The following is a 26,171-nucleotide window of genomic DNA, read 5'->3' as shown; positions in this document are numbered from 1 at the left end:
CATTTAATGATAGACTCATTAACGCTTTCGCTGTTCAGTTTTCAAGGAGCAATTTCCTGTCCTCAATGTTCATCGTTATTTGTGATGGCGTCTTAAGGACAAGAATTAATCTATCACGTTACCTATCTTTGAGTCAATATGTTTTTTAAAAAAGTTTTTAAGTATAATGCTCCTCCCCGAGTTTTCTGCGTCTGACATACTTGGATAATTCATTGGGAGAGGCGATTCTTGCGTACATGCGAAACATGATGGAGTACCTCTCCTCCATGGCCCGCTTCACTAGTTGATCAATTCGTTTATCGCTAAAATCAAGGAGCATCTCTTCCAGCTCACGTTTTAACAAGTATTCTAGTTCCTGTACCTCTTTCGTATTGAACAAAAACCCTAGCAACGATATCGCCCTCCGCCTTACGAGTCTCTCCTCTATCCTTTCCATCAAAATTCAGCCCTATTCAAAATAAAAAGCCCTCCGTTTAGGAAGGCTTCAATTTGTTTGCAAATCTGAATTATTTCAGTAAGTTCAATTGCTGCAGTTGTTGGCCCACCGTTTCCTTGAGAATGGTTGGGGTTATAGTACTCTCCACAATGGCAGCGACGAATAGCAAAACGACCACAGTAAGAACCGCTATTGGAAATTGCTTGAGAGTATCGTACCAGTCATTTTTCAATCGTGCCAGCTTTTGCGGTTGGATTAGAACTCCCACTGATCGTAAACTCAGCACCCCTAAACGAATACCAACTCCCGCTGCAAACAGGATAGCTGGGAGCTCAAAAATTCCATGCGGCAAAATCCCTGCACTAAAAATAAGCCATGGACTTACTCCAACCCCACTGTATTTGAAAAGGATAAATCCAAGCAGCACTCCATTCGTGAGCATTCCAATTATGGGAAACAATGCAAACAATATTCCCAGGGCCATCATCATCAATGCACTGAAAACATTATTGGAAAAAATCATCCAGAATACCGCTAAAGGTCCGCCGCCGTTTTCTTTTATCCGTTCAGCGATTTCCTTTAATTGGCCCATCATTTTACCGACCATCTCTTCAACGAGCGGTGCTTGAAAATAACCAATCAAGGCACCACCAAAAAATAATAAGCATGCGGCGAAGAAATATTTTCGGTTATCAAGCCATAAATGCCGCAATCGACTGCCCATGCACCACACCCCTTTACTGCCTCATAATTCACTATATGCATTGTACCTCAACAATAGCCAACAGGCCAAAGAATATCCTTGTCTTCCCTGCATAAACTGTTATCGGACAAAGGAGGTGCTATCCATGAAATTCATTTACGTGATCAGTGCAAAACGACTAAAGCAAATCCTAATTATCGTCGCGGCCATCGTACTAACAGCCGGAATTGGTTATGCGGAACGCGATTCAATTGCTGCTTTTGCTGAAGGTACCAGCACGCAAGCCCCCCAAGCTATTTATAAGGTCGACACCAAAGAAAAGAAAATCGCCCTTACCTTTGATATCAGCTGGGGAGAGACAAGAGCAATACCTATACTGAATGTGTTGAAAGAAAAAAAAGTAAACAAAGCGACCTTTTTCCTCTCCTCTCCTTGGAGTCAACGACATCCGGACATTTTGAAACGAATCAAAGAGGATGGCTTTGAAATTGGTTCGCACGGTCACAAGCATGATAACTACACCAAATACGCCGATGAAGAAATTCGCTCCCAAATGGCTAAAGCGGACTCCATTTTAACCGAAATGACTGGAAAAAAACCAACGCTCATTCGGATGCCAAATGGTGATTTTGACAAACGAGTGCTGGAAATCGCGAATCGCATGGGGTATTCCGTCATCCAATGGGATACGGACTCAAAAGATTGGACCAATCCGGGAACAGATGTGATCATCAATAATGTATTATCGAAAGCTCATCCAGGAGACATCGTCCTGATGCACGCGAGCGATTCTGCGAAAGATACACATCTTGCCCTCCCTGTGATCATTGATCAACTACGCAAGGATGGCTATGAATTCGTTACCGTATCAGAACTCATTTCGGGTACAAGTGTAGACAGCAAAGAAATTCACTAAAACAAAAAAAGCTGACCTTCATTGGGTCAGCTTTCTCTTTTTACCAGACGGTGCAATTGCATGACTTGCCAGACGTTACAAAACAATAGTGGGACGAGCATGGACAGTGTTGCACGCACATTATCTTCCTTCAATGCAGGAATCCATTCCAGTGCCGTAACGACAAACATAAAGAAGGTCGTCGGTATCCATGCTGATTTATTGGTCAGACTTACTTTTCCATATGCGGTAACAATAGCAACAATCAATAATACCGTTGGCTCAATAAAGTACGAACCAAATCCTTTTCCTTCACCGAAAGACGTATAGCGAAGATAAATCATATCGAAAAAGACAAACAAAATAAGAAATACTTGGACACTTTTCCACAGCGAAGCCGTTTTGAATATTGTTTTAGCGAAATAATTAATCGTCATATACGCAAAAAAACCCATCTGAGCCACAATACTAATGGTCATTCCATACAGGAGATACATGAACAAGCCCACAAAAAAGTTACCGGTGCTTCCCCCGAGCAGCTTGTCCAAGTCAAAAATAAGGGCAACCAGGATCCCGCCTAATCCCCCAAGCAAGAGCGTGGTAATAAAAAGCCATCCATACTTACGCAAACTCACCAAGTATTCCCTCCCATCCACATCGAATTTGATTGTACCAATGGATACAAGAAAATACTAGCGTAAGAACAAAACAAAATGCACACGTTACTTGTAGGCAGAGTAAAGAAGGAGGTGTCCACCCCATGAGAAAAAAGACGATGTCTTTTTGGTTAACCGCTCTTGTCTGTCTGGTCCTCACCAGTTGCGGGGGTGGCGGACAAGCGCAAAGTTCGTCTCAGCCTGATTATAAAAGCGTCAAAGACATGGTGCTGGACATATTACAGACGGACGAAGCGAAGCAATCTGTAGGTAAAATGATGAAGGATGACAAGTTCAAACAAAGCCTGATGCTGGACGAGTCGACAGTGCGGACAACTTTGATCCAAAGCATGACGAATCCCAATAGCACGCACATCAAAGAAGCGTTTAAAGACCCTAAGTTCGCAAGCGCTATGGCGAAATCCATGAAGAATGAACAAAAAACGCTAATGAAGGACCTGATGAAGGACCCTGAATACCAAAAAGAGCTTATCAGCGTAATGAAAGACCCTGAGTTTGAGAAAAATTTGATGGACCTGATGAAAAGCTCTGCTTATCGACAGCAAACCATGCAAGTGATAAAGGATTCCTTGCAAAGTCCTTTGTTCCAGGCTGAACTCATGAAGATCATGACCAAAGTATCCGAGGACATGACCAAACCAAAGGAACTGAAGCCGAAGAAAAAAGGAAAAGAAGGTAAAGGTGGAGGTTCCGGCGGAGGTTCTTCTAGTGGAGGCAGCGGTAAATCTTCTTAAAACGCAAAGGTGAGCTCTATTGTAGAGCCCACCTTTTTCATCTTCTTAGATCTTATTGTTTGACGGCTTCCCCGCATTTTTCTATGACACGTTTGGCCATATCGATGTAAAGCTGACCAATTTCGGTCTTTTCTCCATAGATGGATGGGGAATAATCAGGTTCAGATGGATGATTATCCGGTTGTCCCAGCGGAATTTGAGCAAGCAGCTCACATGCCAATGTCTCGGCAAGCTTGGCTCCTCCACCACGACCGAATACGTATTCTTTCGAACCATCCTTAGCTTCGTACCATGCCATATTTTCTACAATACCGAGAATTTCATGACCGGTTCGCTTTGCCATAGCTCCTGCGCGAGCTGCTACAAACGCTGCAGTAGCATGAGGAGTAGTTACGACAATCTCCATGCTCTGCGGAATCATGGTATGCACGTCAAGGGCCATGTCTCCCGTTCCTGGAGGCAAATCCAACAAGAGGTAGTCCAATTCTTCGCCCCAGTGCACTTCTGTGAAAAAGTTACGCAGCATTTTCCCCAACATAGGACCACGCCAAATGATCGGAGAGTTGTCCTCTACAAAAAAGCCCATGGACATAACCTTTACATTTTGCTTTTCAACAGGCAGAATGGTTTCCCCAATCACGGTTGGACGTTGTTCAATATTCATCATATCGGGCACACTAAAGCCGTAAATGTCTGCGTCGATAATACCCACTTTTTTTCCTAGACGAGCCAGCGCAACAGCAAGGTTCACTGTCACCGTCGACTTTCCGACGCCACCTTTTCCGGAAGTGACCGCGATAAAGGTCGTATTCGAATCCTTCGCCAAGATCGGATTCAAGAGAGGAGCTTGTCCCGGTGTCATGTTATGTGTTTGCCCACCTTGGTTCTTGCGAAGCTGAGCAGACAGAGCCGCACGTTCCTCGTCTGTCATCGAACCGAATTGCAGGCGTACTTCTTCTGCTCCTAGCGCTTTCACAGCTGCGATGACATCGTCCTCAATCTTGGCTTTGAGCGGACAGCCCGAAATCGTCAGAACGACTGTGAGGCTTACTGTCTTGCCTTCAATATGGATATCCCGAATCATGTTGAGCTCGACCAAGCTACGATTAATTTCAGGGTCTTTTACATCGCGTAGTGCTTCGAGAACCTGTTCTCTGGTCAACATTCTGGTTCACCTCATCTATAATCTTTTCAAACATTTTCATGCTGGTATAACGGCAGCGTATGCGCGTTCATTATAGCATATTCGGGCGGTCGGAACACGATCACCGCCATCTCAGGGTGTAATTGGCGCTTTTTCTCCCGAGTACTGACGCAATATTCCCTGATAAATGGCATTCGCCATAGCTTTTTGGTATTCAACGCTCTGAAGTCGCTTGGCCTCCTCTGTATTGCTGACAAAGCCTACTTCTACCAAAACGGCAGGGCAGTTAACCTCCCGAATCAAGAACACATTGTTCGTCTTACTCGGAACCCGATCTGTATGACCGATCACCCGTTTGATCTCATCTTGTATCAAATAAGAAACTTCTGCACTCTTTTTGAAGCTAGGGGAATAAAAAGTCTGTGCTCCCGACCATTTCGGAGAAGGGATGGAATTAACGTGTATGCTGACCAAAAAATCCGGTGTACTATCATTGACCAGCCTTACCCGGTTTCGAATATCCTCAGATTTTCGTTTGCGTGCCTGTGCCGCATCTGGACTCGCCAAATCCTTGTCTTCCTCCCTCGTCATAACCACAAACGCTCCTGACTGCTGAAGGAAATCTCGCAAGTACATGCTAATGGCCAAAGTCACTTCTTTCTCAACTACATCCCCCTTTTTGGAAACGGCACCGCCATCGATTCCCCCATGCCCAGGGTCAATGGCTATGACCGTTCCCGTCAGTGGCAGCGACCATGCCTGCCAGGAAGAACGATCAGGCGCTTCGTAGGTGAACAACAGCATAAGTACCGCGAAAGCCAATATCCAGCCTACTCCTTTTCGTGTCACAGTGTATCGTCCCCTTTGTCCCATTCTCGTTCCATCATATGGACAAACTTGGACAAATATACCCGTTTGTAAAAAGGAAAAACCCCCTGCCTGCGAAACAGACAAGGGGGATGTATCGATCACAAGGCAAAAAGAAAAGAAACGCCACACATTAGATAACATACTGTTTTTCCAATGCGTGACGTTTCTGCACGTAGGTCCACTTACCAGCCACCAGGCTTATCTTTTCCCATATAAATATTAGCAATATCATGATGATCTTCCATATTGGGACGAATATGATAATGAACCCACAAATAGTATCCATCCGATTTTTTTAATAACTTAGCATCCAATCTGAAAATTTCCGTTTTATCGCTAAATATAGCGAAGACTCTTTCACCGCCACCAGGGCCTTTCACAGAAAGATCTTTAGCTGATTCCAAAAGATCATCCAGCTTTTTCTTCACAACAGGCCATACATCATCTGCTATCTTTTTCCCTAATTTCTTAACAGCAAATTCTGCTGCTTTTATGATTATTCTGGCAACAATTGGTGCAACCTGTTGCTTCTCTTTTATTTCTGACTCTCTCATTGAACTCGAGAGATTCTGTTTAGTTACTTGAGAATGATGATCTGCCGCGGCTACAGTGGAAGTCCCCACGACACCAGTAAAAACAAACGAAACCGCTAAAACAAGCGATACTATCTTCTTAAACATTAAAAAATCTACCACCTTTTCTTTAATTGATTTCATGTTTCCTTGTACATGTATACTGATTTATCTTTTGCATTACGAAGAAGCACCTTTTTGACCCATTGTGCAAACATTTCATTGATTTCTTCGATGTCTAACTGATCTTTTTCATAGCGGAAAATTACTAAATCTAATTGAGTATCATTCTCTTCATTTAGCTCATTATGTATATCAGAAAAGAGAACATCCCAACCATTTCCGTTTTTCTTTTTCCATACAGTACCCTCGATATCGTATCCATCTTCATGGTAAGAAACATGATAATGATGATCCGTTACGTACTCCTCTTGCATTTTGTCCCAATCCAACATTCTTTCCACTCTCCCATTTCTCAAGATACACTTTTTCGTATGTTGAATTTTCAAGCCAAGTGTAATAGTGGCTCTATGATTGATTCTTATGCGGTATTCCACCACCTGACTCATGTGGTCAGTGATCCATTCGGGAGGCCAAATTTGAGCCATCCTCCAGCAACGTATCGCTCGCGGTCGAGATGTCCATTTGCCATTGACAACAGTTGATGCTCGAAGTATATTCAGTAGCTTTTGCCTCCGATTTCACTCACGAGCACTAGTAAAATGATAGCGGTTGAGTTCACACGAGCAGACCATTTCGGAGTAGATACAGTAGCACCAGATGCTATGTAGCTCTACACTTCATAGTTACTATCCCATATGAATGACCTCCTAACATTATTGAATATACCAAATTATACCATTTTAATAATTGTTTTCAATATATAATTTACTTTTTTTGGTAATTTATAAAGTAGCAATGGACTTGTTAAAAGACAGTGCTTTTCGGGGTATAGGAATTTTTATACGCATAGACATTTAGATAACAATAGGGGTTGCTCAAAAAACCATAGAAGGCAAATTGGAGGGCCGTTGGAAGAAAAAATTAAAGCCCCTGACCAATGATGGCCAAGGGCGATAATGTTGATAATTGAAAGCTTCTTAGCGCTTGGAGAATTGAGGTGCGCGACGAGCTGCTTTCAAGCCGTATTTCTTACGCTCTTTCATACGAGGATCGCGAGTCAGGAAGCCAGCGCGTTTCAGAGCGCCACGCAGTTCCGGATCTGCTTTCAGCAGAGCGCGAGCAACGCCGTGACGGATTGCACCAGCTTGACCAGTGGTTCCGCCGCCGTTTACGTTAACCAATACATCGTAACGACCGAGAGTTTCAGTCAGAACGAGTGGTTGTTTTACGATCAATTTCAGTGTTTCCAAACCAAAGTAAGTATCCATTTCACGCTTGTTGATCACGATGCGACCTTCACCTGGAACCAGGCGAACGCGTGCTACGGAGTGCTTACGACGACCTGTACCGTAGTATTGTACTTGTGCCACGTATATTTCCTCCCTTTACCTTAACCGCGAATTTGCCAAACTTCTGGTTTTTGTGCTGCGTGCGGATGCTCAGTTCCAGCGTATACTTTCAGCTTGGTGAACATTTGACGTCCCAGGCTGTTTTTAGGCAGCATGCCTTTTACCGCCAGTTCGAACATACGATCTGGGCGTTTGTTCAGCATTGCGCCAGCAGTGGTCTTTTTCAAACCACCTGGATACAGGGAGTGAGTGTAGTAAATTTTGTCATTCAGTTTGTTACCAGTCAATTTCACTTTGTCAGCGTTGATTACGATTACGAAATCGCCAGCGTCAACGTGAGGAGTGAATTCTGGTTTCAATTTTCCGCGCAGGATAGAAGCTACTTCGCTCGCCAGACGACCCAGCGTTTGGCCTTCAGCGTCAACGATGTACCATTTGCGCTCAACTTCGAGCGGTTTCGCCATATATGTGGTACGCATTTTTGTCCCTCCTAAATATCTTACCTAACACATATCCATCTACTCATAACCAAAACAACCGAAACTTGCAATGGAAGATAATTGCTGTTACGGGTGAGCAACTCTTCCAGGTGTTCCATGTAATCACGTTCTTGTCTTTCAATCCCGGGGCTAGAGTGGGGCTAGGCGGGGTTAAAATACCAAGGAATATCGTACTACATAGACGCCCTATAGTCAAGTGCTGCTCGTTCGTCTAATAGTTGGAAATCTGAGAACTAGTAGACAACCTCCCACATGGTCAGACCCTTGGCTGGTGCTGTCTTACCTGCCTTTTCCCGATCACATGCGGCGAGGATTTCCCTCAGTTCAGCAGGGCTTCTTTTTCCTTGCCCTACTTCAACCAAAGTCCCCACAATAATTCGAACCATGTTGTACAAAAAACCGTTGCCTCGGCATGTCACCCATACCTCGTCTCCGATTTTTTCCACGGTGAGCCCGTACACAGTCCGAACCTTGTCCTCGACGAATGTTTTTGCCGAGCAAAAGGAAGTAAAATCATGTTCACCCACCAAGTAATGAGCAGCCTGCTGCATCGCGTCCACATCTAACGGGAACCGGACATGGTCGGCGTAACGATGTCGAAATACATCTGCTACCGGATTGTTGTCGATACAATATCGATATTCTTTAACTTGCACGTCAAAACGCGCATGAAAAGAGGCATCGACCTCTTCGACTGTCCGAATGACAATAGAATCAGGCAACTGATTATTCAACACAAACCGCCATTTATCCATCGGAATGTTGCTCGACGTGTCAAAGTGAATCACTTGACCGCGTGCATGAACACCCGCGTCTGTCCGGCCTGATCCGAAGACTTGGATATCTTCTCCGGTAATCCGATTCAATGCGGCTTCAATTTCACCCTGGACCGTTACTTGATCTGGCTGTACCTGAAAACCGCTGAAGTCAGTTCCGTCATACGCCAATACACATCGCAGTCGCTTCATGTACGCCACCACCCAATCACGATTACCAGGATCACACTCACAACAGCTACGATTCCATCACGCCAAGTGAACGTCAGCTTATTCAGCCGCGTTCTCCCCACTCCCCCGCGATAGCCACGTGCTTCCATCGCCAAAGCCAGCTCTTCCGCACGCCGAAATGCACTAACGAACAATGGAATAGCGATCGGAATCAGGTTCTTGGCTCTGCGTACGAGACTTCCACTAGTGAAATTGGCTCCTCTGGCGGTCTGCGCCTTGATGATTTTATCCGTTTCTTCCATCAGGGTCGGAATGAACCGGAGTGCAATTGACATCATCAGGGCTATATCATGAACCGGTATGCCGATCTTCCCTAGTGGTCCTAGTAAACGCTCCAAACCCTCCGTCAAATCGATAGGAGAGGTGGTCAGTGTTAGCAAGGAGCTAATGAGAATCAAAAGTCCCAAGCGCAAAGAAATGAAGATCGCCTGGCGAACTCCCTGCTCTTCTACTGTAAACCATCCCCACTGAAAGTAGACCGTCCCGCCTTTTGTGATAAAAATATGCAAGACAACGGTAAACAAAATCAGGATCCAGACAGGCTTTAAGCTTTTTAATATATAGGACAATGAAAGCCTAGAAAGAAGTGCAGCATACAAGGTAAAACCAATGAGTATGGCGTACGTAACCGCATTGTTAGCCAGAAAAATCAAGGTAGCAAAAAGGATGATGAAGAGAAGCTTGCTTCGCGGATCTGCACGATGTAAAAAAGATTGCCCTGGTACGTATTGACCAATTGCGATATTCTGCAGCATGCCTAGCCCTCCTTTGGTACGGACAGTCGTTCCAGCAGATGGGCAATCAGCTCTTCCTCCCGATAAAGGGAGCTCGGCAGACTAGCCTTGTCCGGCAGCATTTGATTCATTTGCGATACGAAAGCCACCGTTTCCGGTACATCCAAAGACAGCTCTCGGAGACGCTCCACTTGCATGAATACTTCCTCCGGCTTCCCCTGCAAAGCTACTTGACCTTGTGCCATCACAAGCAAATAGTCTGCATAGCGGGCTGCCTCTTCCATGCTGTGTGTAACCAATAGTGTCGTGAGGTTTTGTTCCCGATGAATCCGGTAGATCCCTTCCAGAATCGTGACTCGTCCCGCAGGATCAAGACCCGCAGTTGGTTCATCCAATACCAGAACCTTCGGCTGCATGGCAAGAACACCAGCCAAAGCAACACGTCGCATTTGTCCGCCACTTAAATGAAATGGCGAACGATCCTTGATCGTGGCATAATCCAGGCCAACAATTTCAAGGGACTCCTTTACGCGGGCTTCCACCATTTCCGTTGGCAAGTCAAAATTGAGCGGTCCAAAAGCAACATCCTTCGCAACCGTTTCTTCAAACAACTGATGTTCAGGATATTGAAAGACGAGCCCAATATCGCGCCTTTTAGCATGGGGTAATCGTCGCTTTGGAGTAATGACCGCATCACCCAGGGTAATCTGCCCTGAACTAGGCATCAGCAACCCGTTCAAATGCTGAATCAGCGTTGACTTACCTGAGCCCGTCTGGCCTATAATTCCGACAAACGAACCGGATGGAATCGTCAGCGAAATATTGTGTAAGGCAACTCGTTCGAACGGTGTTCCCTTTGCGTAGATATGGCTTACTTGGTCAAAAGTAATTTGCATACGTGCTCCACCAGCTCCTCTTGATGCAGGACAAACGGTAATTCAATCCCTTTGGAATGAAGTGCGTGTCGCAGTCGAACGGCAAATGGCACATCCAGTCCCACCTGTTTCAAACGATCTACTTCATTAAACACTTCACTCGGCTTACCTTCCATCAGGACTTCACCCGCATTCATGACGATGACCTTATCCGAATAGATGGCTTCTTCCGGAAAATGGGTAATGTTAATGATCGTGAGTCCCTCATCACGGTTCAGTTGACGAGCCAGATTCAGCACTTCCATTCTCCCTTGTGGATCAAGCATCGCTGTCGCTTCATCCAGGATGATGACAGAAGGCCGCATCGCCATAATCCCGGCGATCGCCACGCGTTGCTTTTGACCCCCAGACAGACGATGTGGTTGTGCCTGTAAATAAGACTCCATCCCTACAGAAACGAGCGCCTCATTAATACGATTTCGCATCTCTTTGGGGTCCACACCCATGTTTTCTAGGCCAAAGGCGACATCATCTTCCACAGTAGCCCCCACAATCTGATTGTCCGGGTTCTGAAAGACCATGCCAACATGTCGTCGAATTTCCCAAAGCTGCTCCCCATCTTTCGTATCCATTCCACTGATAAGTACTGTGCCGCCTTCAGGAAGCAATAGAGCATTCATCAGCTTTGCCATCGTTGATTTGCCGGAACCGTTGTGCCCCAATACGGATACAAAGGAACCTTTTTGAATGGTAAGGTCAACACCTTGTAATACCGGAACCCGTTGGCCATCCTCACCATCGTAGGTATAAGAAACATCTCGCAATGCCAGCAGGTTATCTTCATTCATGAGGCATTCACAACCTCCCCAGCCTTCACAGGGAACTGACTAGCAGGATTTCGATGTAAAAGGAAAAAAGGGTTGAATCAGAGTCCAGCCTATGACCAGATCTGCCCCCACCCTTTTCGCGGTAATCTACCAGGCTTAAAACCTGAGTAAACGACCAGTTTACATGTATTAAACGAATTCGATGTACGCCATTGGAGCAGCGTCGCCACGGCGAGGGCCGGCTTTCAGGATACGAGTGTATCCACCGTTGCGCTCTTTGAAGCGAGGAGCGATTTCATCGAACAGTTTTTGAACAGCATCGCGGCCTTCAGCATTCGCAACTTCTTTGCGAACGAAAGCAGCAACTTGACGGCGAGCATGCAGATCGCCACGTTTCGCGAGCGTAATCATTTTTTCAGCGATTGGGCGCAGTTCTTTCGCCTTCATCTCTGTAGTTTCGATGCGCTCGTTGATGATCAGGTCTGTTACCAAGTCGCGGAACAGCGCTTTACGAGCTGAGCTACGACGACCCAATTTACGTTGTGCCATGTGGTTTACCTCCCTCTTAATCGAGAGAACAAAAGTATGCTTCTTGGTTTGCTACTCTAGTCGTCACTGCGCAGGGACAGGCCCAGTTCAGCTAACTTTTCTTGAACTTCTTCAAGAGATTTGCGCCCCAGATTGCGTACTTTCATCATGTCCTCTTCGGTCTTCTGCGTCAGCTCTTGCACGGTATTAATACCGGCACGCTTCAAGCAGTTGTAGGAACGAACGGAAAGATCGAGCTCTTCGATAGTCATCTCCAAGACTTTCTCTTTCTTGTCCTCTTCCTTCTCTACCATGATTTCTGCATCCTTCGCCTCGTCAGTCAGACCAACGAACAGGTTCAGGTGCTCCGTCATGATTTTTGCGCCGAGACTCACGGCTTCTTCCGGACTGATGCTACCGTTAGTCCAAACCTCAAGTGTTAACTTGTCATAGTTGGTCATTTGCCCTACACGGGTATTTTCCACTTGATAGTTAACGCGCTTGATCGGCGTGTAGATCGAATCAATCGGAATCACACCAATAGGCAGATCCTCAGATTTGTTTCCGTCAGATTGAACATAACCACGACCACGTCCAGCTGTCATGCGGATATGCAGACGACCGCCATTGGCCAACGTTGCAATATGAAGATCAGGGTTTAAGACCTCCACATCACTGTCAGCACGGATATCTCCCGCTTTGACAACGCCTTCGCCTTCTGCATCGATCTCGATTACTTTTTCTTCATCGGAATGGATCTTCAGCGCCAAGCCTTTGATGTTCAGGATGATCTCGGTTACATCTTCAACGACGCCTTCAACCGTAGAGAATTCGTGAAGAACCCCATCGATTTGAACAGTACGAACTGCCGCGCCTGGCAAGGACGAAAGAAGAATTCGTCTCAGCGAGTTGCCAAGGGTAGTTCCGTATCCGCGCTCTAGAGGTTCTACAACAAACTTTCCATACGAGTTGTCGTCGCTTACTTCCACAACCTCGATTTTTGGTTTTTCTATTTCTATCATTAAACAAACCCTCCTTCAAAACGTCGAAATCCTTGGGTGGGCCGCATACGTGCCCACTCAGGAATTTCCCCGGCGGTTTACCGTTTGCGTGCATGACAAGCTATAAATCAGAATTTACCATTCTAGTATGGACATGTTCTGAACGATATAAACCAGTTACACGCGGCGACGTTTTGGTGGACGGCAACCGTTGTGCGGAATTGGCGTCACGTCTTTAATCATGTTCACTTCAAGACCAGTTGCTTGCAGGGAACGGATCGCAGCTTCACGACCTGCACCTGGGCCTTTTACCGATACTTCAAGGGAACGCATGCCGTGTTCCATAGCAACGCGTGCAGCCGCTTCAGCAGCCATTTGCGCAGCAAATGGAGTGCTTTTACGGGAGCCTTTGAAGCCGAGGGAACCAGCACTGGACCAAGAGATCGCGTTACCGTGTGGATCCGTGATAGTGACGATCGTATTGTTGAAAGTAGAACGAATGTGTGCTACGCCGACTTCAACATTCTTACGGTCACGACGACGGGTACGAGTTGCTGTAGCTTGTTTTCTTTTCGCCATGTCAGATTACCCTCCTTTACTTCTTCTTGTTTGCTACTGTACGGCGTGGACCTTTACGCGTACGAGCATTTGTTTTAGAACGTTGACCGCGAACTGGAAGTCCACGACGATGACGGATGCCACGGAAGCAACCGATTTCCATCAGACGCTTGATGTTGAGGGAGATCTCACGACGGAGGTCACCTTCCACCTTCACAGTTTTGTCGATGTACTCACGAAGTTTGTTCACTTCGTCTTCTGTCAGATCGCGAACACGAGTGTTCATGTCTACGCCAGTAGCGGACAGAATTTTTTGAGACGTGGGGCGGCCAATACCAAAAATGTAGGTAAGAGCAACTTCAACGCGTTTTTCGCGCGGCAAGTCTACGCCTGCAATACGTGCCATGTGTCAAAAGCACCTCCTTGTTTACCCTTGTTTTTGCTTATGCTTCGGATTTTCACAAATAACCATTACGTTACCTTTGCGACGGATAACCTTGCATTTCTCGCAGATCGGTTTAACCGAAGGTCTCACTTTCATGGTTCTTGCCTCCCTTTTCTAGGGGTTTTGCTTACTATTTATAGCGGTACGTAATACGTCCGCGGGTTAAGTCGTACGGCGACAGTTCAACAGTTACTTTATCCCCCGGCAGGATACGGATAAAGTGCATGCGGATTTTTCCAGAGACGTGAGCGAGGACTTTATGTCCATTCTCTAATTCTACTCGAAACATAGCATTTGGCAAAGGTTCGATTACCGTACCTTCCACCTCAATTACATCATCTTTTGCCATGGTAAACTCTCCTTTCTTCTGCTCTTCAGTCGGACCATGAGTTTTGCGAAATGATCACACAACGAACTTATCGTCGACACGTTGGACGACAATCCCGAACCGTTCGGAACTACCGTTTTTATGTCCGTGTAAAAATCTCATAGCCATCTTCCGTAATCGCGATGGTGTGTTCAAAATGAGCACAAGTTTTCCGATCCACTGTTACTACCGTCCAATTGTCCTCCAATGTGCGGACATAACGTTCGCCGGCATTTACCATTGGCTCAATTGCCAACACCATGCCTGGTTTTAACCGCGGTCCTCGATCAGGAGGGCCGTAATTAGGAACCTGCGGATCTTCGTGCAAGTTTTGCCCGATCCCATGCCCCACATACTCGCGAACGAGTGTGAAGCCGGCAGCTTCTGCATGAACCTGAATCGCATGAGAGATGTCGGATAAGCGTCCACCCGGAACAGCTTTTTCAAGCCCCTTGTACAACGACTCTTCCGTTACTCTGAGCAGCATCTGGTTTTCTGTTGAAATCATACCGACCGGATACGTCCAAGCGGAGTCGCCATGGTAACCCTGAAACTGGGCACCAATGTCGATACTGATAATGTCTCCTTCTTGTAACGCCCGTTTACCTGGGATCCCGTGTACGAGTTCTTCATTGACTGAAGCACAGATACTTCCTGGAAAGCCACCATAGCCTTTAAACGATGGAATTGCTCCCATGCTTCGAATAAAGGTCTCGGCAATTTCGTCTAGCTGCTTCGTCGTGACACCAGGCTTGATCGCCTTGGCCAGTTCTTGATGGGTGAGTGCGACGATACGACCAGCTTCGCGCATAACCTCAAGTTCTGCTTTCGACTTTAGGATAATCATTCGCAATTACCCTCGCAACAATGACTTAATTTCCGCAAACACTACCTGGATATCTTGTTCTCCATCGATATCTCGCAGAAGTTCCTGTGCGGAGTAGTAGTCGATAAGTGGCTGTGTTTGAGCGATATTCACGTCAAGGCGTTGTGTTACCACTTCGATCTTGTCGTCTTCACGCTGATACAGCTTACCACCATCTTTATCACATACGCCAGCCTCTTTTGGAGGATTGAACATCGTGTGATAGCTAGCACCGCAAACAGGGCAGATCCAGCGACCGGTCAGACGTTCAATCAATTGCTCGCGTTGAACGTTGATGTTAATTACATGGTCAATTTCGCGTCCCAGCTCTTTTACTGTAGCTGTCAACGCTTCCGCCTGAGGAACTGTGCGCGGAAAACCATCTAAGAGGAATCCCTTTGCGCAGTCATCCATCGAAAGGCGCTCCCGCACAATACCAATGACGACCTCGTCTGGGACGAGATGTCCTTTATCCATGTAGGATTTAGCCTCTAGTCCGAGCGGCGTTTCGTTTTTGACCGCAGCTCGGAACATGTCGCCAGTCGAAATGTGCGGGATGTCAAACTCTTTTACGATACGTTCTGCCTGTGTCCCTTTACCGGCTCCAGGCAGTCCCATCAGAATTATGTTCACGTCCATTCCCTCCGTCCCATCGAAAAAGCTACAGAAGCTTTTCTGTAAACATCTAAGTCATTACTTGATAAACCCTTGGTAGTGGCGTTTGATCATTTGACTTTCAATCTGCTTCATTGTATCCAAGCTTACCCCAACCACGATCAACAGCGATGTACCACCGATGTAAATGGATTGTGGCAAGTTTGCAAGACTGCCGAAGAAGAATGGCAAAATCGCAATAATCATCAAGAACAAAGCGCCCGCCAATGTTAACCGGTTTAATGTACGAGTAATGAATACCTCAGTGTTTTTACCAGGTCGGATACCAGGAATGTAACCGCCATTTTTTCTCATGTTTTCTGCCATTTGTACAGGGTTGATCTGTACGAATGTGTAGAAGTAGGTGAATCCGAGAATCAAGATAGCGTAAAGCGTCATTCCTAATGGTTGGTTGACTTGGAAGTTCTGATAAATCCAGTTAGCAAATCCTTGACCGGATGCATCCACCCAGAACTGAGCAATCGTTGACGGGAACATTACCAGCGATACCGCAAAGATAACAGGAATAACACCAGCAGAGTTGATTTTCAGTGGAATGTGGGTAGATTGACCACCGTACATTTTGCGTCCAACCACTCGTTTCGCATATTGCACTGGAATCTTACGAAGGCCTTGCTGCATAAAGATAACCCCGACAATAATGGCGAGGATCACCAATAGGATAAGCAGAACTTTGACGATGCTGAAGAATACGTTTTGAGATGGGTCAGCGAACTGTGTTGTGTAAATCGTCGTAATCCCTTGCGGAATGTTAGCGACGATCCCGCCAACGATCAGGATCGAAATCCCGTTACCGATACCCTTCTCCGTAATCTGTTCCCCCATCCACATCATGAATGCGGTCCCAGCTGTCAATGTCAACGCAATGAGTGCATAGCTGCTAACCGAAGTGTCGTTCAGCAAACCAGGCGCCATATTGTTGAATCCAATCGTCATCCCTACAGACTGAATCAAACCAAGGATAATCGTAGCGTAACGGGTAACGGTGGCAATCTTGCGACGGCCAACTTCCCCTTCACGAGCCCATTGCGTAAGCTTAGGCACAACATCCATAGACATCAGCTGCATGATAATCGATGCCGTAATGTACGGCATGATACCCATGGCAAAAATCGAGAAGTTATGCAGTGCTCCACCTGAGAAGGTGTTTAACAAGCCCAGTAATTGGTTTGTATTCTGCTGAAACAACTCGACATTTACGTTAGGAACTGGCACATAGCTTCCGATCCGGAAAACGACCAGCATCATAAGCGTAAAAAGGATTTTGCGACGAAGGTCGCTAATTTTGAAAATGTTAGTTAAGGACGCTAACATTAGATCACCTCGGTTGTTCCACCGACTTGTGCGATCTTCTCAGCAGCAGCTCCGGAGAACTTGTGAGCTTTTACAGTCAGCTTCACAGTCAGTTCACCGTTAGCAAGAACCTTAACACCGTCGCGCAGCGCGCTGATAACACCAGTTTCTTTCAACAGCTCAGGTGTTACTACAGTGCCCTCTTCGAAACGGTTCAGCGCGTCCAAGCTAACAATCGCAAATTCTTTGCGGCTAATGTTAGTGAAACCACGCTTAGGCAGACGACGGTACAATGGGTTTTGACCACCCTCGAAACCTGGGCGTACGCCGCCACCGGAACGAGCGTTTTGACCTTTGTGACCTTTACCAGCAGTTTTGCCAGTACCGCTACCAATACCGCGACCGATGCGCTTACGAGTGTGACGGGATCCTTCTGCAGGTTGCAGTTCATGCAATTTCATACGTTGCACCTCCTAACTAATTGAGATGTTCAATTAAGCTTCTACTTCTTTCACTTCTACCAAGTGCTTCACTTTGAAAACCATTCCACGGATTGCAGGATTATCTTCCTTCACTACAGTGGAGTTGATTTTGCGAAGACCCAGAGCTTTTACAGTGTCTTGCTGATCTACTGTACGACCGATCAGGCTGCGTTTGAGGGTGATTTGCAATTTTGCCATGTTCATTCCCTCCTTATTAACCCAACAACTCGTCAACAGTCTTACCGCGCAATTTCGCGACATCTTCCGCTGTTTTCAGACGACCGAGGCCTTCCAGCGTAGCGTTGACCATGTTGATAGGATTGTTGGAACCAAGAGATTTACTCAAGATATCGCCTACACCAGCCAGTTCGAGTACGGCACGAACAGGTCCACCAGCGATAACACCTGTACCAGGGGCAGCAGGCTTGATGAGAACCTTACCAGCGCCGAATTGGCACAGTACTTGGTGCGGAACAGTTGTTCCTCTCATCGGTACACGGATCAATTTTTTCTTAGCATCGTCAATCGCTTTGCGAATGGCGTCTGGAACTTCTTGAGCTTTACCCATACCAGCACCTACGTGGCCGTTACGGTCTCCCACAACAACCAAGGCGCTGAAGCTCATACGACGTCCACCTTTAACCGTTTTTGCTACACGGTTAACTGCGACTACTTTTTCTTCGAGCTCTAATTTGCTAGGGTCGATACGCATTCCTTACCCTCCTTGTTGTTAGAATTGCAGACCAGCTTCACGAGCTGCTTCTGCCAGTGCTTTAATACGTCCATGATAGATGTAACCACCGCGGTCAAAAATCACTTCAGTCGCACCTTTTTCTTGTGCACGCTTAGCGATCAGTGTGCCAACAGCTGTAGCAGCTTCCACGTTAGCGCCATTATTCAGGCCCAGCTCTTTATCCAAAGAAGATGCAGATACCAGTGTTACGCCAGTTGCATCGTCGATCAATTGAGCGTAGATGTGCTTAGAAGAACGGAATACGTTCAGACGTGGGCGAATGGTAGAACCAATCACACGTTTGCGGATTCGCAGATGACGTTTTTTCCGAGCTTTGTTTTTATCAGCTTTCGTAAACATTAAGCGGCCTCCTTTCTCATGAAGCTAGAAGCTTATTTACCTTTTTTACCTTCTTTACGACGAACAACTTCATTGCTGTACTTGATACCTTTACCTTTGTATGGCTCAGGTTTACGCAGAGAACGGATTTCAGCAGCAACTTGGCCTACGCGCTCTTTGTTGATACCTTTTACCACCAAAGTGGTTTGGTTTGGTACATCAATTTCGATACCCTCTTCTGGAGTAACTTCCACTGGGTGGGAGAAACCAAGAGAGAGAGTAACACCGTTGCCGGACTTAGCAGCACGGTAACCTACACCGACCAGTTCCAGGGTACGAGTGAAGCCTTCAGATACGCCAGTTACCATGTTGGATACCAGCGCACGAGTCGTACCATGCAGGGAACGGTGAAGTTTGTTATCGCTTGGACGCTCAATGATTACTTCGTTTTCAGCGACGTTGATTTTGATATCTTCATGGAAGCTACGAACGAGTTGACCCTTAGGGCCTTTTACCGTCAGCTCAGTACCGTTCAGAGTGAGGGTAACGCCTGCAGGGACCACGATCGGTTTTCTACCGACACGAGACATGTGGTGCACCTCCTGTGCTATTTACAATCTGTTAATTACCAAATGTATGCGAGAACCTCTCCACCTACGTGAGCTTGACGAGCTTGCTTGTCAGTCATTACACCAGTGGATGTAGAGATGATCGCGCAACCGAGACCACCCAAAACCTTAGGTACTTCATTGTTCTTTGCATAAACACGAAGTCCTGGCTTGGAGATACGTTTCAGACCTGTGATAACACGCTCGTTGCCTGCACCATATTTCAGGAATACGCGGATGATTCCTTGTTTGTTGTCTTCAACAAACTCCGCATCGCGGATGAAGCCTTCTTCTTTCAGAATGCGCGCGATTTCCTTCTTGATGGTCGACGCCGGGATTTCCACTTTCTCGTGGCGAACCATGTTGGCGTTACGAATTCGTGTCAACATATCTGCGATTGGATCAGTCATAACCATGAGAGAAAACCTCCTTCCCGTTTCAAATTACCAGCTTGCTTTTTTCACGCCTGGAATTTGACCTTTATAAGCAAGTTCACGGAAGCAAATACGGCAGAGTTTAAATTTGCGCAATACGGAGTGAGGACGTCCGCAACGCTCGCAACGTGTGTACGCGCGTACTGCAAACTTCGGCTCCCGCTGTTGCTTGATGATCATTGATTTCTTTGCCACATTCTTCCCTCCTTACGAGTGGGTTTATTTACGGAATGGCATACCCATTTGAGTCAGCAACTCACGAGCTTCCTCATCCGTTTTCGCGGAAGTAACAATAACGATGTCCATACCACGAACTTTATCAATTTTATCGTACTCGATCTCAGGGAAGATCAGTTGTTCCTTCAGACCAAGTGTGTAGTTACCGCGACCGTCAAAAGCCTTGGAAGAAATTCCACGGAAGTCACGAACACGCGGGAGAGATACGTTCATCAATTTGTCGAGGAAGTGGTACATACGCTCGCCGCGCAGAGTAACCTTCGCACCGATCGGCATACCTTCACGCAATTTGAAACCCGCGATGGATTTCTTAGCCTTTGTTACTACAGGCTTTTGACCAGCGATGATTTGCAGGTCTTCAATTGCAGTATCCAAGGACTTAGCGTTCGCTACCGCTTCGCCAACACCCATATTGATGATGATCTTTTCTACTTTCGGCACTTGCATGATGGAAGTGTAGTTGAACTTGCTCATCAAGCTAGGCACGATTTCGCTCGTATACTTTTCTTTCAATCTTGTTGCCATCTAGGATATCCTCCTTTCCAACCTGACTACTTGTCGAGTACTTCGCCAGACTTTTTCGCGTACCGAACTTTCTTGCCGTTATCCAAAACTTTGTAACCGATGCGAGTAGCTTTTCCGGACTTCGGATCGATCAAAGATACGTTGGATACGTGAATAGCTGCTTCTTGAGTCACAATGCCACCTTGCGGGTTAGCTTGGGACGGACGGCTATGTTTCTTCACGAGGTTGATACCTTCAACCAGAACGCGTTCTTTCTTTGGATAAGCAGCGAGAACGCGACCTTTTTTGCCTTTATCTTTGCCCGCATTTACGATAACAGTGTCGCCTTTTTTAACGTGCATCGCTTGGTGCACCTCCTATCGAACAAACTGCCTGAGTTTTGCCGTTCAATTAGATAACCTCTGGAGCCAGAGAGATGATCTTCATGAAATCCTTATCGCGGAGCTCACGAGCCACAGGTCCAAAGATACGAGTACCACGTGGGGATTGATCGTCTTTGATAACTACAGCTGCATTTTCATCGAAACGGATGTAAGAACCATCGTTACGACGAACGCCACTTACTGTGCGTACTACTACCGCTTTAACTACTTGACCTTTCTTGACAACGCCGCCGGGTGTAGCGGATTTTACGGAGCACACGATAACATCACCGATGTTCGCCGTTTTACGACCGGAACCACCCAGAACCTTGATGCACATGAGTTCCTTTGCACCGGAGTTGTCAGCAACAGCCAATCTCGTCTGAGTTTGGATCATTTACTGTTCCTCCTTTCGGAATTAATATCCGAAAATCTGACTTATACGATTACTGCCTCTTCGACGATACGTACCAAACGGAAACGCTTGTCTTTAGACAATGGACGAGTTTCCATGATTTCTACGATGTCGCCCACTTTTGCCGTGTTGTTCTCGTCGTGAGCCTTGAACTTTTTCGAGAATTTCATGCGTTTGCCGTACAAAGGATGTGTCTTGTAAGTTTCAACAAGAACAACAATGGTTTTATCCATCTTGTCGGAAACAACGCGACCTACAACTGTTCGACGCATATTGCGATCTGCGGTCATCGTTCAAACCTCCTTCCTATAATTAGCCGATTCCCAATTCTCTCTGGCGCAGGACGGTTTTCGCACGAGCAATATCCTTACGCACTTGTTTAATACGAGATGTGGTTTCGAGTTGACCCGTAGCCAGCTGGAAACGAAGGTTGAACAACTCTTCTTTCAAAGAAGTAACGTTTTGTTCGATCTCGGCAGTGGTCAAATTACGGTACTCATTAGCCTTCATGTGCGTCACCACCCACTTCTTCACGCTTCACGAACTTGCACTTGATTGGCAGTTTGTGCATAGCCAGACGCATAGCTTCGCGAGCGACTTCTTCAGGAACACCAGCAAGCTCGAACATGATCTTGCCTGGCTTCACTACCGCTACCCATTTCTCAGGAGAACCTTTACCGGAACCCATGCGGACTTCGAGCGGTTTTTGTGTTACTGGTTTATCTGGGAAAATTTTGATCCAAACTTTACCACCACGTTTGATGTAACGAGTCATCGCGATACGAGCTGCCTCGATCTGACGGTTAGTTACCCAAGATGGTTCCATTGCTTGCAATCCGTATTCACCGAACGCAACAGTAGTACCGCCTTTTGCGTTACCAGCCATTTTCCCGCGGTGTTGTTTACGGTGTTTCACGCGTTTTGGCGTCAACATGATTACTTGCCTCCTTCCTCAGTAGCGACGTTCTTTCTCGCTGGAAGGACTTCTCCACGATAGATCCACACTTTAACACCGATGCGACCATAAGTGGTATGTGCTTCAGCAGTACCGTAGTCGATGTCAGCGCGCAATGTGTGAAGTGGAACAGTACCTTCGCTGTAACCTTCAGAACGTGCGATGTCCGCGCCGCCAAGACGACCGCTTACCAAGGTTTTGATACCTTTAGCACCAGAGCGCAGCGTACGAGTGATCGATTGCTTTTGCGCACGGCGGAAAGAAATGCGGTTTTCCAATTGGCGTGCAATATTTTCAGCTACCAGAGTAGCATCCAGATCCGGACGTTTGATTTCGTTGATATTGATATGAACGCGTTTGCCAGTCAGATCAGTCAGGGTTTTGCGCAGAGTTTCAACCTCTGAACCACCTTTACCAATTACCATACCAGGCTTAGCGGTGTGAATCGTAACGTTCACGCGATTAGCTGCGCGCTCGATTTCGATCGTGGATACAGCAGCATCTTTCAGACGCCCTTTTACATACTTGCGGATTTTCAAGTCTTCGTGCAACAGAGTTGCGAAGTCCTTGTCAGCGTACCATTTGGACTCCCAGTCACGAATGACACCGATCCGAAGACCTACCGGGCTTACCTTTTGACCCACACGTAATCCCTCCTTATTTCTCGTTTAGTACCACTGTGATGTGGCTCGTGCGTTTATGGATGCGGCTAGCGCGACCCATAGCGCGCGGACGGAAACGCTTCAACGTAGGACCTTGGTCTACGAAGATTTTACCCACTACGAGGCTGTTTGGATCCATCTCGTAGTTGTGCTCAGCGTTTGCAATAGCCGACTTCAGGAGTTTTTCAACAACTGGAGAAGCTGCCTTTGGCGTGTGTTTCAAGATCGCCAAAGCTTCACCTACTTGCTTGCCTCTGATCAAGTCTACCACCAGGCGGACTTTACGAGACGCGATGCGAATGTTGCGTGCAACTGCTTTTGCTTCCATCTTTGTACCTCCTCTCTGTCAAGAGAAAATTAGCGCTTCTTGGACTTCTTGTCGTTGTCGACGTGACCCTTGAAGGTACGAGTTGGTGCGAATTCACCCAATTTATGACCAACCATGTCTTCCGATACGTATACTGGTACATGTTTGCGGCCATCGTAAACTGCAAACGTGTGTCCTACGAAATCAGGGAAGATGGTGGAACGGCGAGACCAAGTTTTGATCACGCGTTTCTCGTTCTTTTCATTTTGCTCGTCAACTTTTTTCATCAAGTGGTCATCCACGAAAGGACCCTTTTTTAAGCTACGTCCCATTAGTGAACCTCCCTTCGCCAAAGGCGTTCGGTTATAGTATCAGCCTACCTTACTTCTTGCGGCGGCGGATGATGTATTGGTCGGACTTGTTCTTCTTCTTGCGAGTCTTGAGACCCAGGGTTGGTTTACCCCAAGGAGTAACAGGAGCCTTACGACCGATTGGAGCGCGACCTTCACCACCACCGTGTGGGTGATCGTTCGGGTTCATTACGCTACCGCGAACAGTTGGACGAATACCCAACCAGCGGGAACGTCCTGCTTTACCGATGTTCAGCAATTCGTGATCCAGGTTACCTACTTGACCGATAGTAGCGCGGCATACGTTGTGGATGCGGCGAGTTTCACCGGAAGACAGGCGAACGATTACGAACTCACCATCACGACCAAGCAATTGAGCAGATGTACCAGCAGCGCGCACCAATTGGCCGCCTTTACCAGGTTTCAGCTCGATGTTGTGGATGGTAGTACCTACCGGGATTTTCTCCATTGGCAGTGCGTTACCGATTTTGATGTCGGCATCTGCTCCGGATACGATCTGGTCGCCCACTTTCAGGTTGTGTGGAGCGATAATGTAACGCTTTTCACCGTCTGCATAGTTGATCAGCGCGATGTTAGCGGAACGGTTTGGATCGTATTCAATGGTTGCTACGCGACCAATGATACCATCTTTGTTACGTTTGAAGTCAATAATACGGTATTTACGTTTATGACCGCCACCTTGATGACGAACGGTAATTCTACCTTGGTTGTTGCGACCAGCTTTTTTGCTGAGAGGCGCCAACAAGGATTTTTCGGGAGTCGACGTGGTGATCTCCTCGAAAGTAGAAACCGTCATTTGGCGACGACCAGGAGAAGTCGGTTTAAACTTTTTGATACCCATGTTAATACCCTCCTTTTCGGTAGTCGTCGAGGTTATACTCCCTCGTAGAAGGCCAATTCTTTGCTGTCATCAGTCAGCTTAACGATTGCTTTCTTCCACTCGGACGTGTAACCGGAGTATTTTCCGTAGCGTTTTGGTTTCGCAGGTACACGAACTGTGTTAACTGCTTCTACTTTTACGCCAAATACTTTTTCAACAGCTTGTTTGATTTCTGTTTTGTTAGCTTTGAGAGGTACTTCGAAAACGTACTTCTTCTCAGCCATCATATCAGTGGTGCGCTCGGTAATGACAGGGCGTTTAAGGACATCATGAAGGCTCTTCATTATGCGAGCACCTCCTCTACTTTCGCAACCGCTTCTTTCGTCACGATTACTTTGTCATGCGCTACCAGATCAAGAACGTTAATGCCTGCAGCATCTACGATTTTTGCACCTGGGATGTTACGGGAAGCGAGCGCTACGTTTTGGTCGTACTCGGAAGTAACGATCAGAACTTTGCGATCTACTTTCAAGCTGCTCAGAACAGCTGTCATTTCCTTAGTTTTAGGAGCTGCGAAGTTCAAAGCTTCCAATACCAGGAGTTCGTTGTTTTGTACTTTCGTGGAAAGTGCAGATTTCAGAGCCAAACGGCGAACTTTACGGTTCAGTTTGTAACCGTATTTGCGCGGAGTTGGACCGAATACAACACCGCCACCTTTCCATTGCGGAGAGCGAATGGAACCTTGGCGTGCACGACCTGTACCTTTTTGGCGCCATGGCTTGCGGCCACCACCACGTACTTCAGAACGGTTCTTTACATCATGTGTACCTTGGCGTTGGGATGCTTGTTGCATCACGATCGCATCGTACAGAACTGCGCTGTTAGGCTCGATACCAAATACGCTGTCTGCCAGATCGATTTCGCCAACTTGAGAACCGGTTTGGTTATAAAGAGCTACTTTCGGCATGTCAGTTCCTCCTTTCCTTACTAGTTCTTCTTGACTGCCGTGGATACCAGTACGCAGCTGTTTTTCGGACCAGGCACGGAGCCTTTTACGAGAACCAGGTTACGTTCTGTATCTACTTTAATTACTTCCAGGTTTTGAATGGTAACATTGTCGCCACCCATTTGACCTGGCAGGGTTTGACCTTTAAATACGCGGTTTGGAGCTACAGCACCCATGGAACCTGGACCGCGGTGGTAACGCGAACCGTGAGCCATAGGACCGCGGGATTGATTGTGACGTTTGATCGCACCTTGGAAACCTTTACCCTTGGATACGCCAGCTACGTCCACCATTTCTCCCTCGGCAAAAATGTCAGCTTTCAACTCTTGACCAACCTCGTAATCTGCGAGGTTAACTCCGCGAATTTCGCGAATGAAGCGCTTAGGAGCAGTATTAGCTTTCGCTGCATGTCCTTTTTCCGGCTTGTTAGCGCGCTGTTCTTTTTTGTCTTCGAAACCGATTTGAATTGCTTCATAACCGTCAGTCTCAACGTCTTTCTTCTGGAGAACTACGTTGGAACCTACTTCGATAACCGTTACAGCAGTCGCTGTTCCGTTTGGACCAAAAACTTGAGTCATGCCAAGTTTTTTCCCTAAGATTCCTTTGGTCATTTGTGCCACCTCCTGTGCTTATTTCAGTAAAACGCTTTTTATGTTGTATCAAGTCCCCATCGATGCGCAGGGGTGCCATTTTAAGGGTTTGTTGCTTGGTATAACACGCTTATCAAGACAACGTCT

44 protein-coding genes are annotated in these 26,171 nt (G+C 46.7%); 2 read left to right on the top strand and 42 right to left on the bottom strand.

All coding sequences use genetic code 11. The annotated features are described in order from the left end of the window. Nucleotides 1-157 precede the first annotated feature (157 nt). Together KB186_RS26190 and KB186_RS26185 are read right to left on the bottom strand one after the other, a co-directional pair. A complete protein-coding gene (locus tag KB186_RS26190; protein ID WP_007716307.1) occupies nucleotides 158-391 on the bottom strand; it encodes a hypothetical protein in 234 nt (77 codons plus the stop codon). Between the two features lie 115 nt (nucleotides 392-506). After that, nucleotides 507-1,160, bottom strand: coding sequence for a stage II sporulation protein M (locus tag KB186_RS26185; RefSeq protein WP_173612343.1), 654 nt, complete (start codon nucleotides 1,158-1,160; stop codon nucleotides 507-509). Nucleotides 1,161-1,284: 124 nt separating this feature from the next. Here KB186_RS26185 and pdaB point away from each other — a divergent pair, with 124 nt between their 5' ends. Then, nucleotides 1,285-2,055, top strand: a complete 771-nt coding sequence (gene pdaB / locus KB186_RS26180; RefSeq protein ID WP_173612342.1) for a polysaccharide deacetylase family sporulation protein PdaB — start codon at nucleotides 1,285-1,287, stop codon at nucleotides 2,053-2,055. 26 nt (nucleotides 2,056-2,081) lie between these two features. On the opposite strand, the gene KB186_RS26175 is transcribed toward pdaB, so the two are convergent. After that, complete coding sequence (locus KB186_RS26175; protein ID WP_173612341.1) at nucleotides 2,082-2,669, bottom strand: KinB-signaling pathway activation protein; 588 nt, start codon at nucleotides 2,667-2,669, stop codon at nucleotides 2,082-2,084. 125 nt (nucleotides 2,670-2,794) lie between these two features. Here KB186_RS26175 and gerD point away from each other — a divergent pair, with 125 nt between their 5' ends. Next, the gene (gerD, locus tag KB186_RS26170; RefSeq protein WP_173612340.1) at nucleotides 2,795-3,445 is read left to right on the top strand and encodes a spore germination lipoprotein GerD; all 651 of its coding nucleotides are present in this window, start codon (nucleotides 2,795-2,797) and stop codon (nucleotides 3,443-3,445) included. Nucleotides 3,446-3,497: 52 nt separating this feature from the next. Here gerD and KB186_RS26165 read toward each other — a convergent pair whose 3' ends face one another. The 39 genes from KB186_RS26165 to rplC all read right to left on the bottom strand — a co-directional run bounded on the left by KB186_RS26165 (nucleotide 3,498) and on the right by rplC (nucleotide 26,045). Then, a complete protein-coding gene (locus KB186_RS26165; protein ID WP_173612339.1) occupies nucleotides 3,498-4,610 on the bottom strand; it encodes a P-loop NTPase in 1,113 nt (370 codons plus the stop codon). Between the two features lie 111 nt (nucleotides 4,611-4,721). Next, the gene (cwlD, locus tag KB186_RS26160) at nucleotides 4,722-5,438 is read right to left on the bottom strand and encodes an N-acetylmuramoyl-L-alanine amidase CwlD (RefSeq protein ID WP_269137329.1); all 717 of its coding nucleotides are present in this window, start codon (nucleotides 5,436-5,438) and stop codon (nucleotides 4,722-4,724) included. A 203-nt stretch (nucleotides 5,439-5,641) separates the two neighbouring features. Continuing rightward, nucleotides 5,642-6,175 (bottom strand): YpjP family protein, encoded by a 534-nt coding sequence (locus tag KB186_RS26155; RefSeq protein WP_232774676.1) that lies wholly within the window; start codon nucleotides 6,173-6,175, stop codon nucleotides 5,642-5,644. Beyond that, nucleotides 6,172-6,639, bottom strand: coding sequence for a DUF3986 family protein (locus KB186_RS26150; protein WP_232774675.1), 468 nt, complete (start codon nucleotides 6,637-6,639; stop codon nucleotides 6,172-6,174). Before KB186_RS26150 ends, KB186_RS26155 begins: the two co-directional genes overlap by 4 nt. Nucleotides 6,640-7,131: 492 nt before the next feature. After that, nucleotides 7,132-7,524: a 30S ribosomal protein S9 gene (rpsI, locus tag KB186_RS26145; RefSeq protein ID WP_005828788.1), complete on the bottom strand. Its 393-nt coding sequence runs from the start codon at nucleotides 7,522-7,524 to the stop codon at nucleotides 7,132-7,134. A 20-nt stretch (nucleotides 7,525-7,544) separates the two neighbouring features. Further along, nucleotides 7,545-7,982: a 50S ribosomal protein L13 gene (rplM, locus tag KB186_RS26140; RefSeq protein WP_012684005.1), complete on the bottom strand. Its 438-nt coding sequence runs from the start codon at nucleotides 7,980-7,982 to the stop codon at nucleotides 7,545-7,547. Nucleotides 7,983-8,236: 254 nt separating this feature from the next. Next, on the bottom strand, nucleotides 8,237-8,971 hold the full coding sequence (gene truA / locus KB186_RS26135; RefSeq protein WP_173612335.1) for a tRNA pseudouridine(38-40) synthase TruA: 735 nt from the start codon (nucleotides 8,969-8,971) through the stop codon (nucleotides 8,237-8,239). Further along, a complete protein-coding gene (locus tag KB186_RS26130) occupies nucleotides 8,968-9,765 on the bottom strand; it encodes an energy-coupling factor transporter transmembrane component T family protein (protein WP_173612334.1) in 798 nt (265 codons plus the stop codon). The genes truA and KB186_RS26130 overlap by 4 nt, the downstream gene beginning before the upstream one ends. A gap of 2 nt (nucleotides 9,766-9,767) precedes the next feature. Further along, entirely contained in the window at nucleotides 9,768-10,640 is an 873-nt protein-coding gene (locus KB186_RS26125; protein WP_173612333.1) for an energy-coupling factor transporter ATPase, read from the bottom strand. After that, nucleotides 10,616-11,467 carry an energy-coupling factor transporter ATPase gene (locus KB186_RS26120; RefSeq protein ID WP_232774674.1) on the bottom strand — a complete coding sequence of 284 codons (852 nt, stop codon included), beginning with the start codon at nucleotides 11,465-11,467 and terminating at the stop codon, nucleotides 10,616-10,618. The genes KB186_RS26125 and KB186_RS26120 overlap by 25 nt, the downstream gene beginning before the upstream one ends. Nucleotides 11,468-11,635: 168 nt before the next feature. Then, a complete protein-coding gene (gene rplQ, locus KB186_RS26115) occupies nucleotides 11,636-11,995 on the bottom strand; it encodes a 50S ribosomal protein L17 (protein ID WP_012684000.1) in 360 nt (119 codons plus the stop codon). Between the two features lie 56 nt (nucleotides 11,996-12,051). Next, a complete protein-coding gene (locus KB186_RS26110; protein WP_005828801.1) occupies nucleotides 12,052-12,996 on the bottom strand; it encodes a DNA-directed RNA polymerase subunit alpha in 945 nt (314 codons plus the stop codon). A gap of 156 nt (nucleotides 12,997-13,152) precedes the next feature. Further along, complete coding sequence (gene rpsK / locus KB186_RS26105) at nucleotides 13,153-13,554, bottom strand: 30S ribosomal protein S11 (RefSeq protein WP_005828803.1); 402 nt, start codon at nucleotides 13,552-13,554, stop codon at nucleotides 13,153-13,155. Nucleotides 13,555-13,570: 16 nt separating this feature from the next. Next, nucleotides 13,571-13,939 (bottom strand): 30S ribosomal protein S13, encoded by a 369-nt coding sequence (rpsM, locus tag KB186_RS26100; RefSeq protein WP_012683999.1) that lies wholly within the window; start codon nucleotides 13,937-13,939, stop codon nucleotides 13,571-13,573. A 21-nt stretch (nucleotides 13,940-13,960) separates the two neighbouring features. After that, nucleotides 13,961-14,074: a 50S ribosomal protein L36 gene (gene rpmJ, locus KB186_RS26095; RefSeq protein WP_003333770.1), complete on the bottom strand. Its 114-nt coding sequence runs from the start codon at nucleotides 14,072-14,074 to the stop codon at nucleotides 13,961-13,963. A gap of 34 nt (nucleotides 14,075-14,108) precedes the next feature. After that, entirely contained in the window at nucleotides 14,109-14,327 is a 219-nt protein-coding gene (gene infA, locus KB186_RS26090; protein ID WP_003333772.1) for a translation initiation factor IF-1, read from the bottom strand. Between the two features lie 118 nt (nucleotides 14,328-14,445). After that, complete coding sequence (gene map / locus KB186_RS26085) at nucleotides 14,446-15,192, bottom strand: type I methionyl aminopeptidase (RefSeq protein WP_173612331.1); 747 nt, start codon at nucleotides 15,190-15,192, stop codon at nucleotides 14,446-14,448. 6 nt (nucleotides 15,193-15,198) lie between these two features. Continuing rightward, nucleotides 15,199-15,843: an adenylate kinase gene (locus KB186_RS26080; protein WP_012683997.1), complete on the bottom strand. Its 645-nt coding sequence runs from the start codon at nucleotides 15,841-15,843 to the stop codon at nucleotides 15,199-15,201. A 60-nt stretch (nucleotides 15,844-15,903) separates the two neighbouring features. Beyond that, complete coding sequence (secY, locus tag KB186_RS26075) at nucleotides 15,904-17,199, bottom strand: preprotein translocase subunit SecY (protein WP_173612330.1); 1,296 nt, start codon at nucleotides 17,197-17,199, stop codon at nucleotides 15,904-15,906. Next, complete coding sequence (gene rplO / locus KB186_RS26070; RefSeq protein WP_007716272.1) at nucleotides 17,199-17,639, bottom strand: 50S ribosomal protein L15; 441 nt, start codon at nucleotides 17,637-17,639, stop codon at nucleotides 17,199-17,201. Before rplO ends, secY begins: the two co-directional genes overlap by 1 nt. Before the next feature lie 33 nt (nucleotides 17,640-17,672). Beyond that, nucleotides 17,673-17,858 (bottom strand): 50S ribosomal protein L30, encoded by a 186-nt coding sequence (gene rpmD, locus KB186_RS26065; protein WP_012683995.1) that lies wholly within the window; start codon nucleotides 17,856-17,858, stop codon nucleotides 17,673-17,675. A 16-nt stretch (nucleotides 17,859-17,874) separates the two neighbouring features. Beyond that, nucleotides 17,875-18,372 carry a 30S ribosomal protein S5 gene (gene rpsE / locus KB186_RS26060; protein WP_007716268.1) on the bottom strand — a complete coding sequence of 166 codons (498 nt, stop codon included), beginning with the start codon at nucleotides 18,370-18,372 and terminating at the stop codon, nucleotides 17,875-17,877. 18 nt (nucleotides 18,373-18,390) lie between these two features. After that, on the bottom strand, nucleotides 18,391-18,753 hold the full coding sequence (gene rplR / locus KB186_RS26055) for a 50S ribosomal protein L18 (protein WP_017247053.1): 363 nt from the start codon (nucleotides 18,751-18,753) through the stop codon (nucleotides 18,391-18,393). Nucleotides 18,754-18,785: 32 nt separating this feature from the next. Further along, nucleotides 18,786-19,322, bottom strand: coding sequence for a 50S ribosomal protein L6 (gene rplF, locus KB186_RS26050; RefSeq protein ID WP_173612329.1), 537 nt, complete (start codon nucleotides 19,320-19,322; stop codon nucleotides 18,786-18,788). 35 nt (nucleotides 19,323-19,357) lie between these two features. Beyond that, nucleotides 19,358-19,756, bottom strand: a complete 399-nt coding sequence (rpsH, locus tag KB186_RS26045; protein ID WP_012683992.1) for a 30S ribosomal protein S8 — start codon at nucleotides 19,754-19,756, stop codon at nucleotides 19,358-19,360. A gap of 27 nt (nucleotides 19,757-19,783) precedes the next feature. Beyond that, entirely contained in the window at nucleotides 19,784-19,969 is a 186-nt protein-coding gene (locus KB186_RS26040) for a type Z 30S ribosomal protein S14 (protein WP_007716256.1), read from the bottom strand. A 24-nt stretch (nucleotides 19,970-19,993) separates the two neighbouring features. Further along, nucleotides 19,994-20,536, bottom strand: a complete 543-nt coding sequence (gene rplE / locus KB186_RS26035; RefSeq protein WP_047074703.1) for a 50S ribosomal protein L5 — start codon at nucleotides 20,534-20,536, stop codon at nucleotides 19,994-19,996. Nucleotides 20,537-20,562: 26 nt separating this feature from the next. After that, nucleotides 20,563-20,877 carry a 50S ribosomal protein L24 gene (gene rplX / locus KB186_RS26030; RefSeq protein ID WP_007716253.1) on the bottom strand — a complete coding sequence of 105 codons (315 nt, stop codon included), beginning with the start codon at nucleotides 20,875-20,877 and terminating at the stop codon, nucleotides 20,563-20,565. A 49-nt stretch (nucleotides 20,878-20,926) separates the two neighbouring features. Then, the gene (gene rplN / locus KB186_RS26025) at nucleotides 20,927-21,295 is read right to left on the bottom strand and encodes a 50S ribosomal protein L14 (RefSeq protein WP_012683990.1); all 369 of its coding nucleotides are present in this window, start codon (nucleotides 21,293-21,295) and stop codon (nucleotides 20,927-20,929) included. Nucleotides 21,296-21,336: 41 nt separating this feature from the next. After that, entirely contained in the window at nucleotides 21,337-21,603 is a 267-nt protein-coding gene (gene rpsQ, locus KB186_RS26020; protein WP_012683989.1) for a 30S ribosomal protein S17, read from the bottom strand. Between the two features lie 22 nt (nucleotides 21,604-21,625). Then, nucleotides 21,626-21,823 (bottom strand): 50S ribosomal protein L29, encoded by a 198-nt coding sequence (gene rpmC / locus KB186_RS26015; RefSeq protein WP_012683988.1) that lies wholly within the window; start codon nucleotides 21,821-21,823, stop codon nucleotides 21,626-21,628. Then, nucleotides 21,813-22,247: a 50S ribosomal protein L16 gene (gene rplP / locus KB186_RS26010; protein ID WP_007716249.1), complete on the bottom strand. Its 435-nt coding sequence runs from the start codon at nucleotides 22,245-22,247 to the stop codon at nucleotides 21,813-21,815. Before rplP ends, rpmC begins: the two co-directional genes overlap by 11 nt. A gap of 2 nt (nucleotides 22,248-22,249) precedes the next feature. Continuing rightward, on the bottom strand, nucleotides 22,250-22,912 hold the full coding sequence (gene rpsC, locus KB186_RS26005; RefSeq protein WP_012683987.1) for a 30S ribosomal protein S3: 663 nt from the start codon (nucleotides 22,910-22,912) through the stop codon (nucleotides 22,250-22,252). A gap of 13 nt (nucleotides 22,913-22,925) precedes the next feature. Continuing rightward, nucleotides 22,926-23,258 carry a 50S ribosomal protein L22 gene (gene rplV / locus KB186_RS26000; protein ID WP_047074707.1) on the bottom strand — a complete coding sequence of 111 codons (333 nt, stop codon included), beginning with the start codon at nucleotides 23,256-23,258 and terminating at the stop codon, nucleotides 22,926-22,928. 29 nt (nucleotides 23,259-23,287) lie between these two features. Beyond that, nucleotides 23,288-23,569 (bottom strand): 30S ribosomal protein S19, encoded by a 282-nt coding sequence (gene rpsS / locus KB186_RS25995; RefSeq protein WP_007716246.1) that lies wholly within the window; start codon nucleotides 23,567-23,569, stop codon nucleotides 23,288-23,290. A gap of 49 nt (nucleotides 23,570-23,618) precedes the next feature. Next, nucleotides 23,619-24,449: a 50S ribosomal protein L2 gene (gene rplB, locus KB186_RS25990; protein ID WP_012683985.1), complete on the bottom strand. Its 831-nt coding sequence runs from the start codon at nucleotides 24,447-24,449 to the stop codon at nucleotides 23,619-23,621. 32 nt (nucleotides 24,450-24,481) lie between these two features. After that, complete coding sequence (gene rplW / locus KB186_RS25985; RefSeq protein ID WP_007716243.1) at nucleotides 24,482-24,772, bottom strand: 50S ribosomal protein L23; 291 nt, start codon at nucleotides 24,770-24,772, stop codon at nucleotides 24,482-24,484. After that, nucleotides 24,772-25,395, bottom strand: a complete 624-nt coding sequence (gene rplD / locus KB186_RS25980) for a 50S ribosomal protein L4 (protein WP_016742844.1) — start codon at nucleotides 25,393-25,395, stop codon at nucleotides 24,772-24,774. The genes rplW and rplD overlap by 1 nt, the downstream gene beginning before the upstream one ends. A gap of 20 nt (nucleotides 25,396-25,415) precedes the next feature. Beyond that, nucleotides 25,416-26,045 (bottom strand): 50S ribosomal protein L3, encoded by a 630-nt coding sequence (gene rplC, locus KB186_RS25975; protein ID WP_012683983.1) that lies wholly within the window; start codon nucleotides 26,043-26,045, stop codon nucleotides 25,416-25,418. Between the last annotated feature and the right edge of the window lie 126 nt (nucleotides 26,046-26,171).

The organism is Brevibacillus sp. AF8, assembly GCF_021270385.1.
GTDB lineage: Bacteria > Bacillota > Bacilli > Brevibacillales > Brevibacillaceae > Brevibacillus.
The sequence above is the reverse complement of the archived record's forward strand: the minus strand, read 5'-3'. Positions and strand labels throughout refer to the sequence as shown.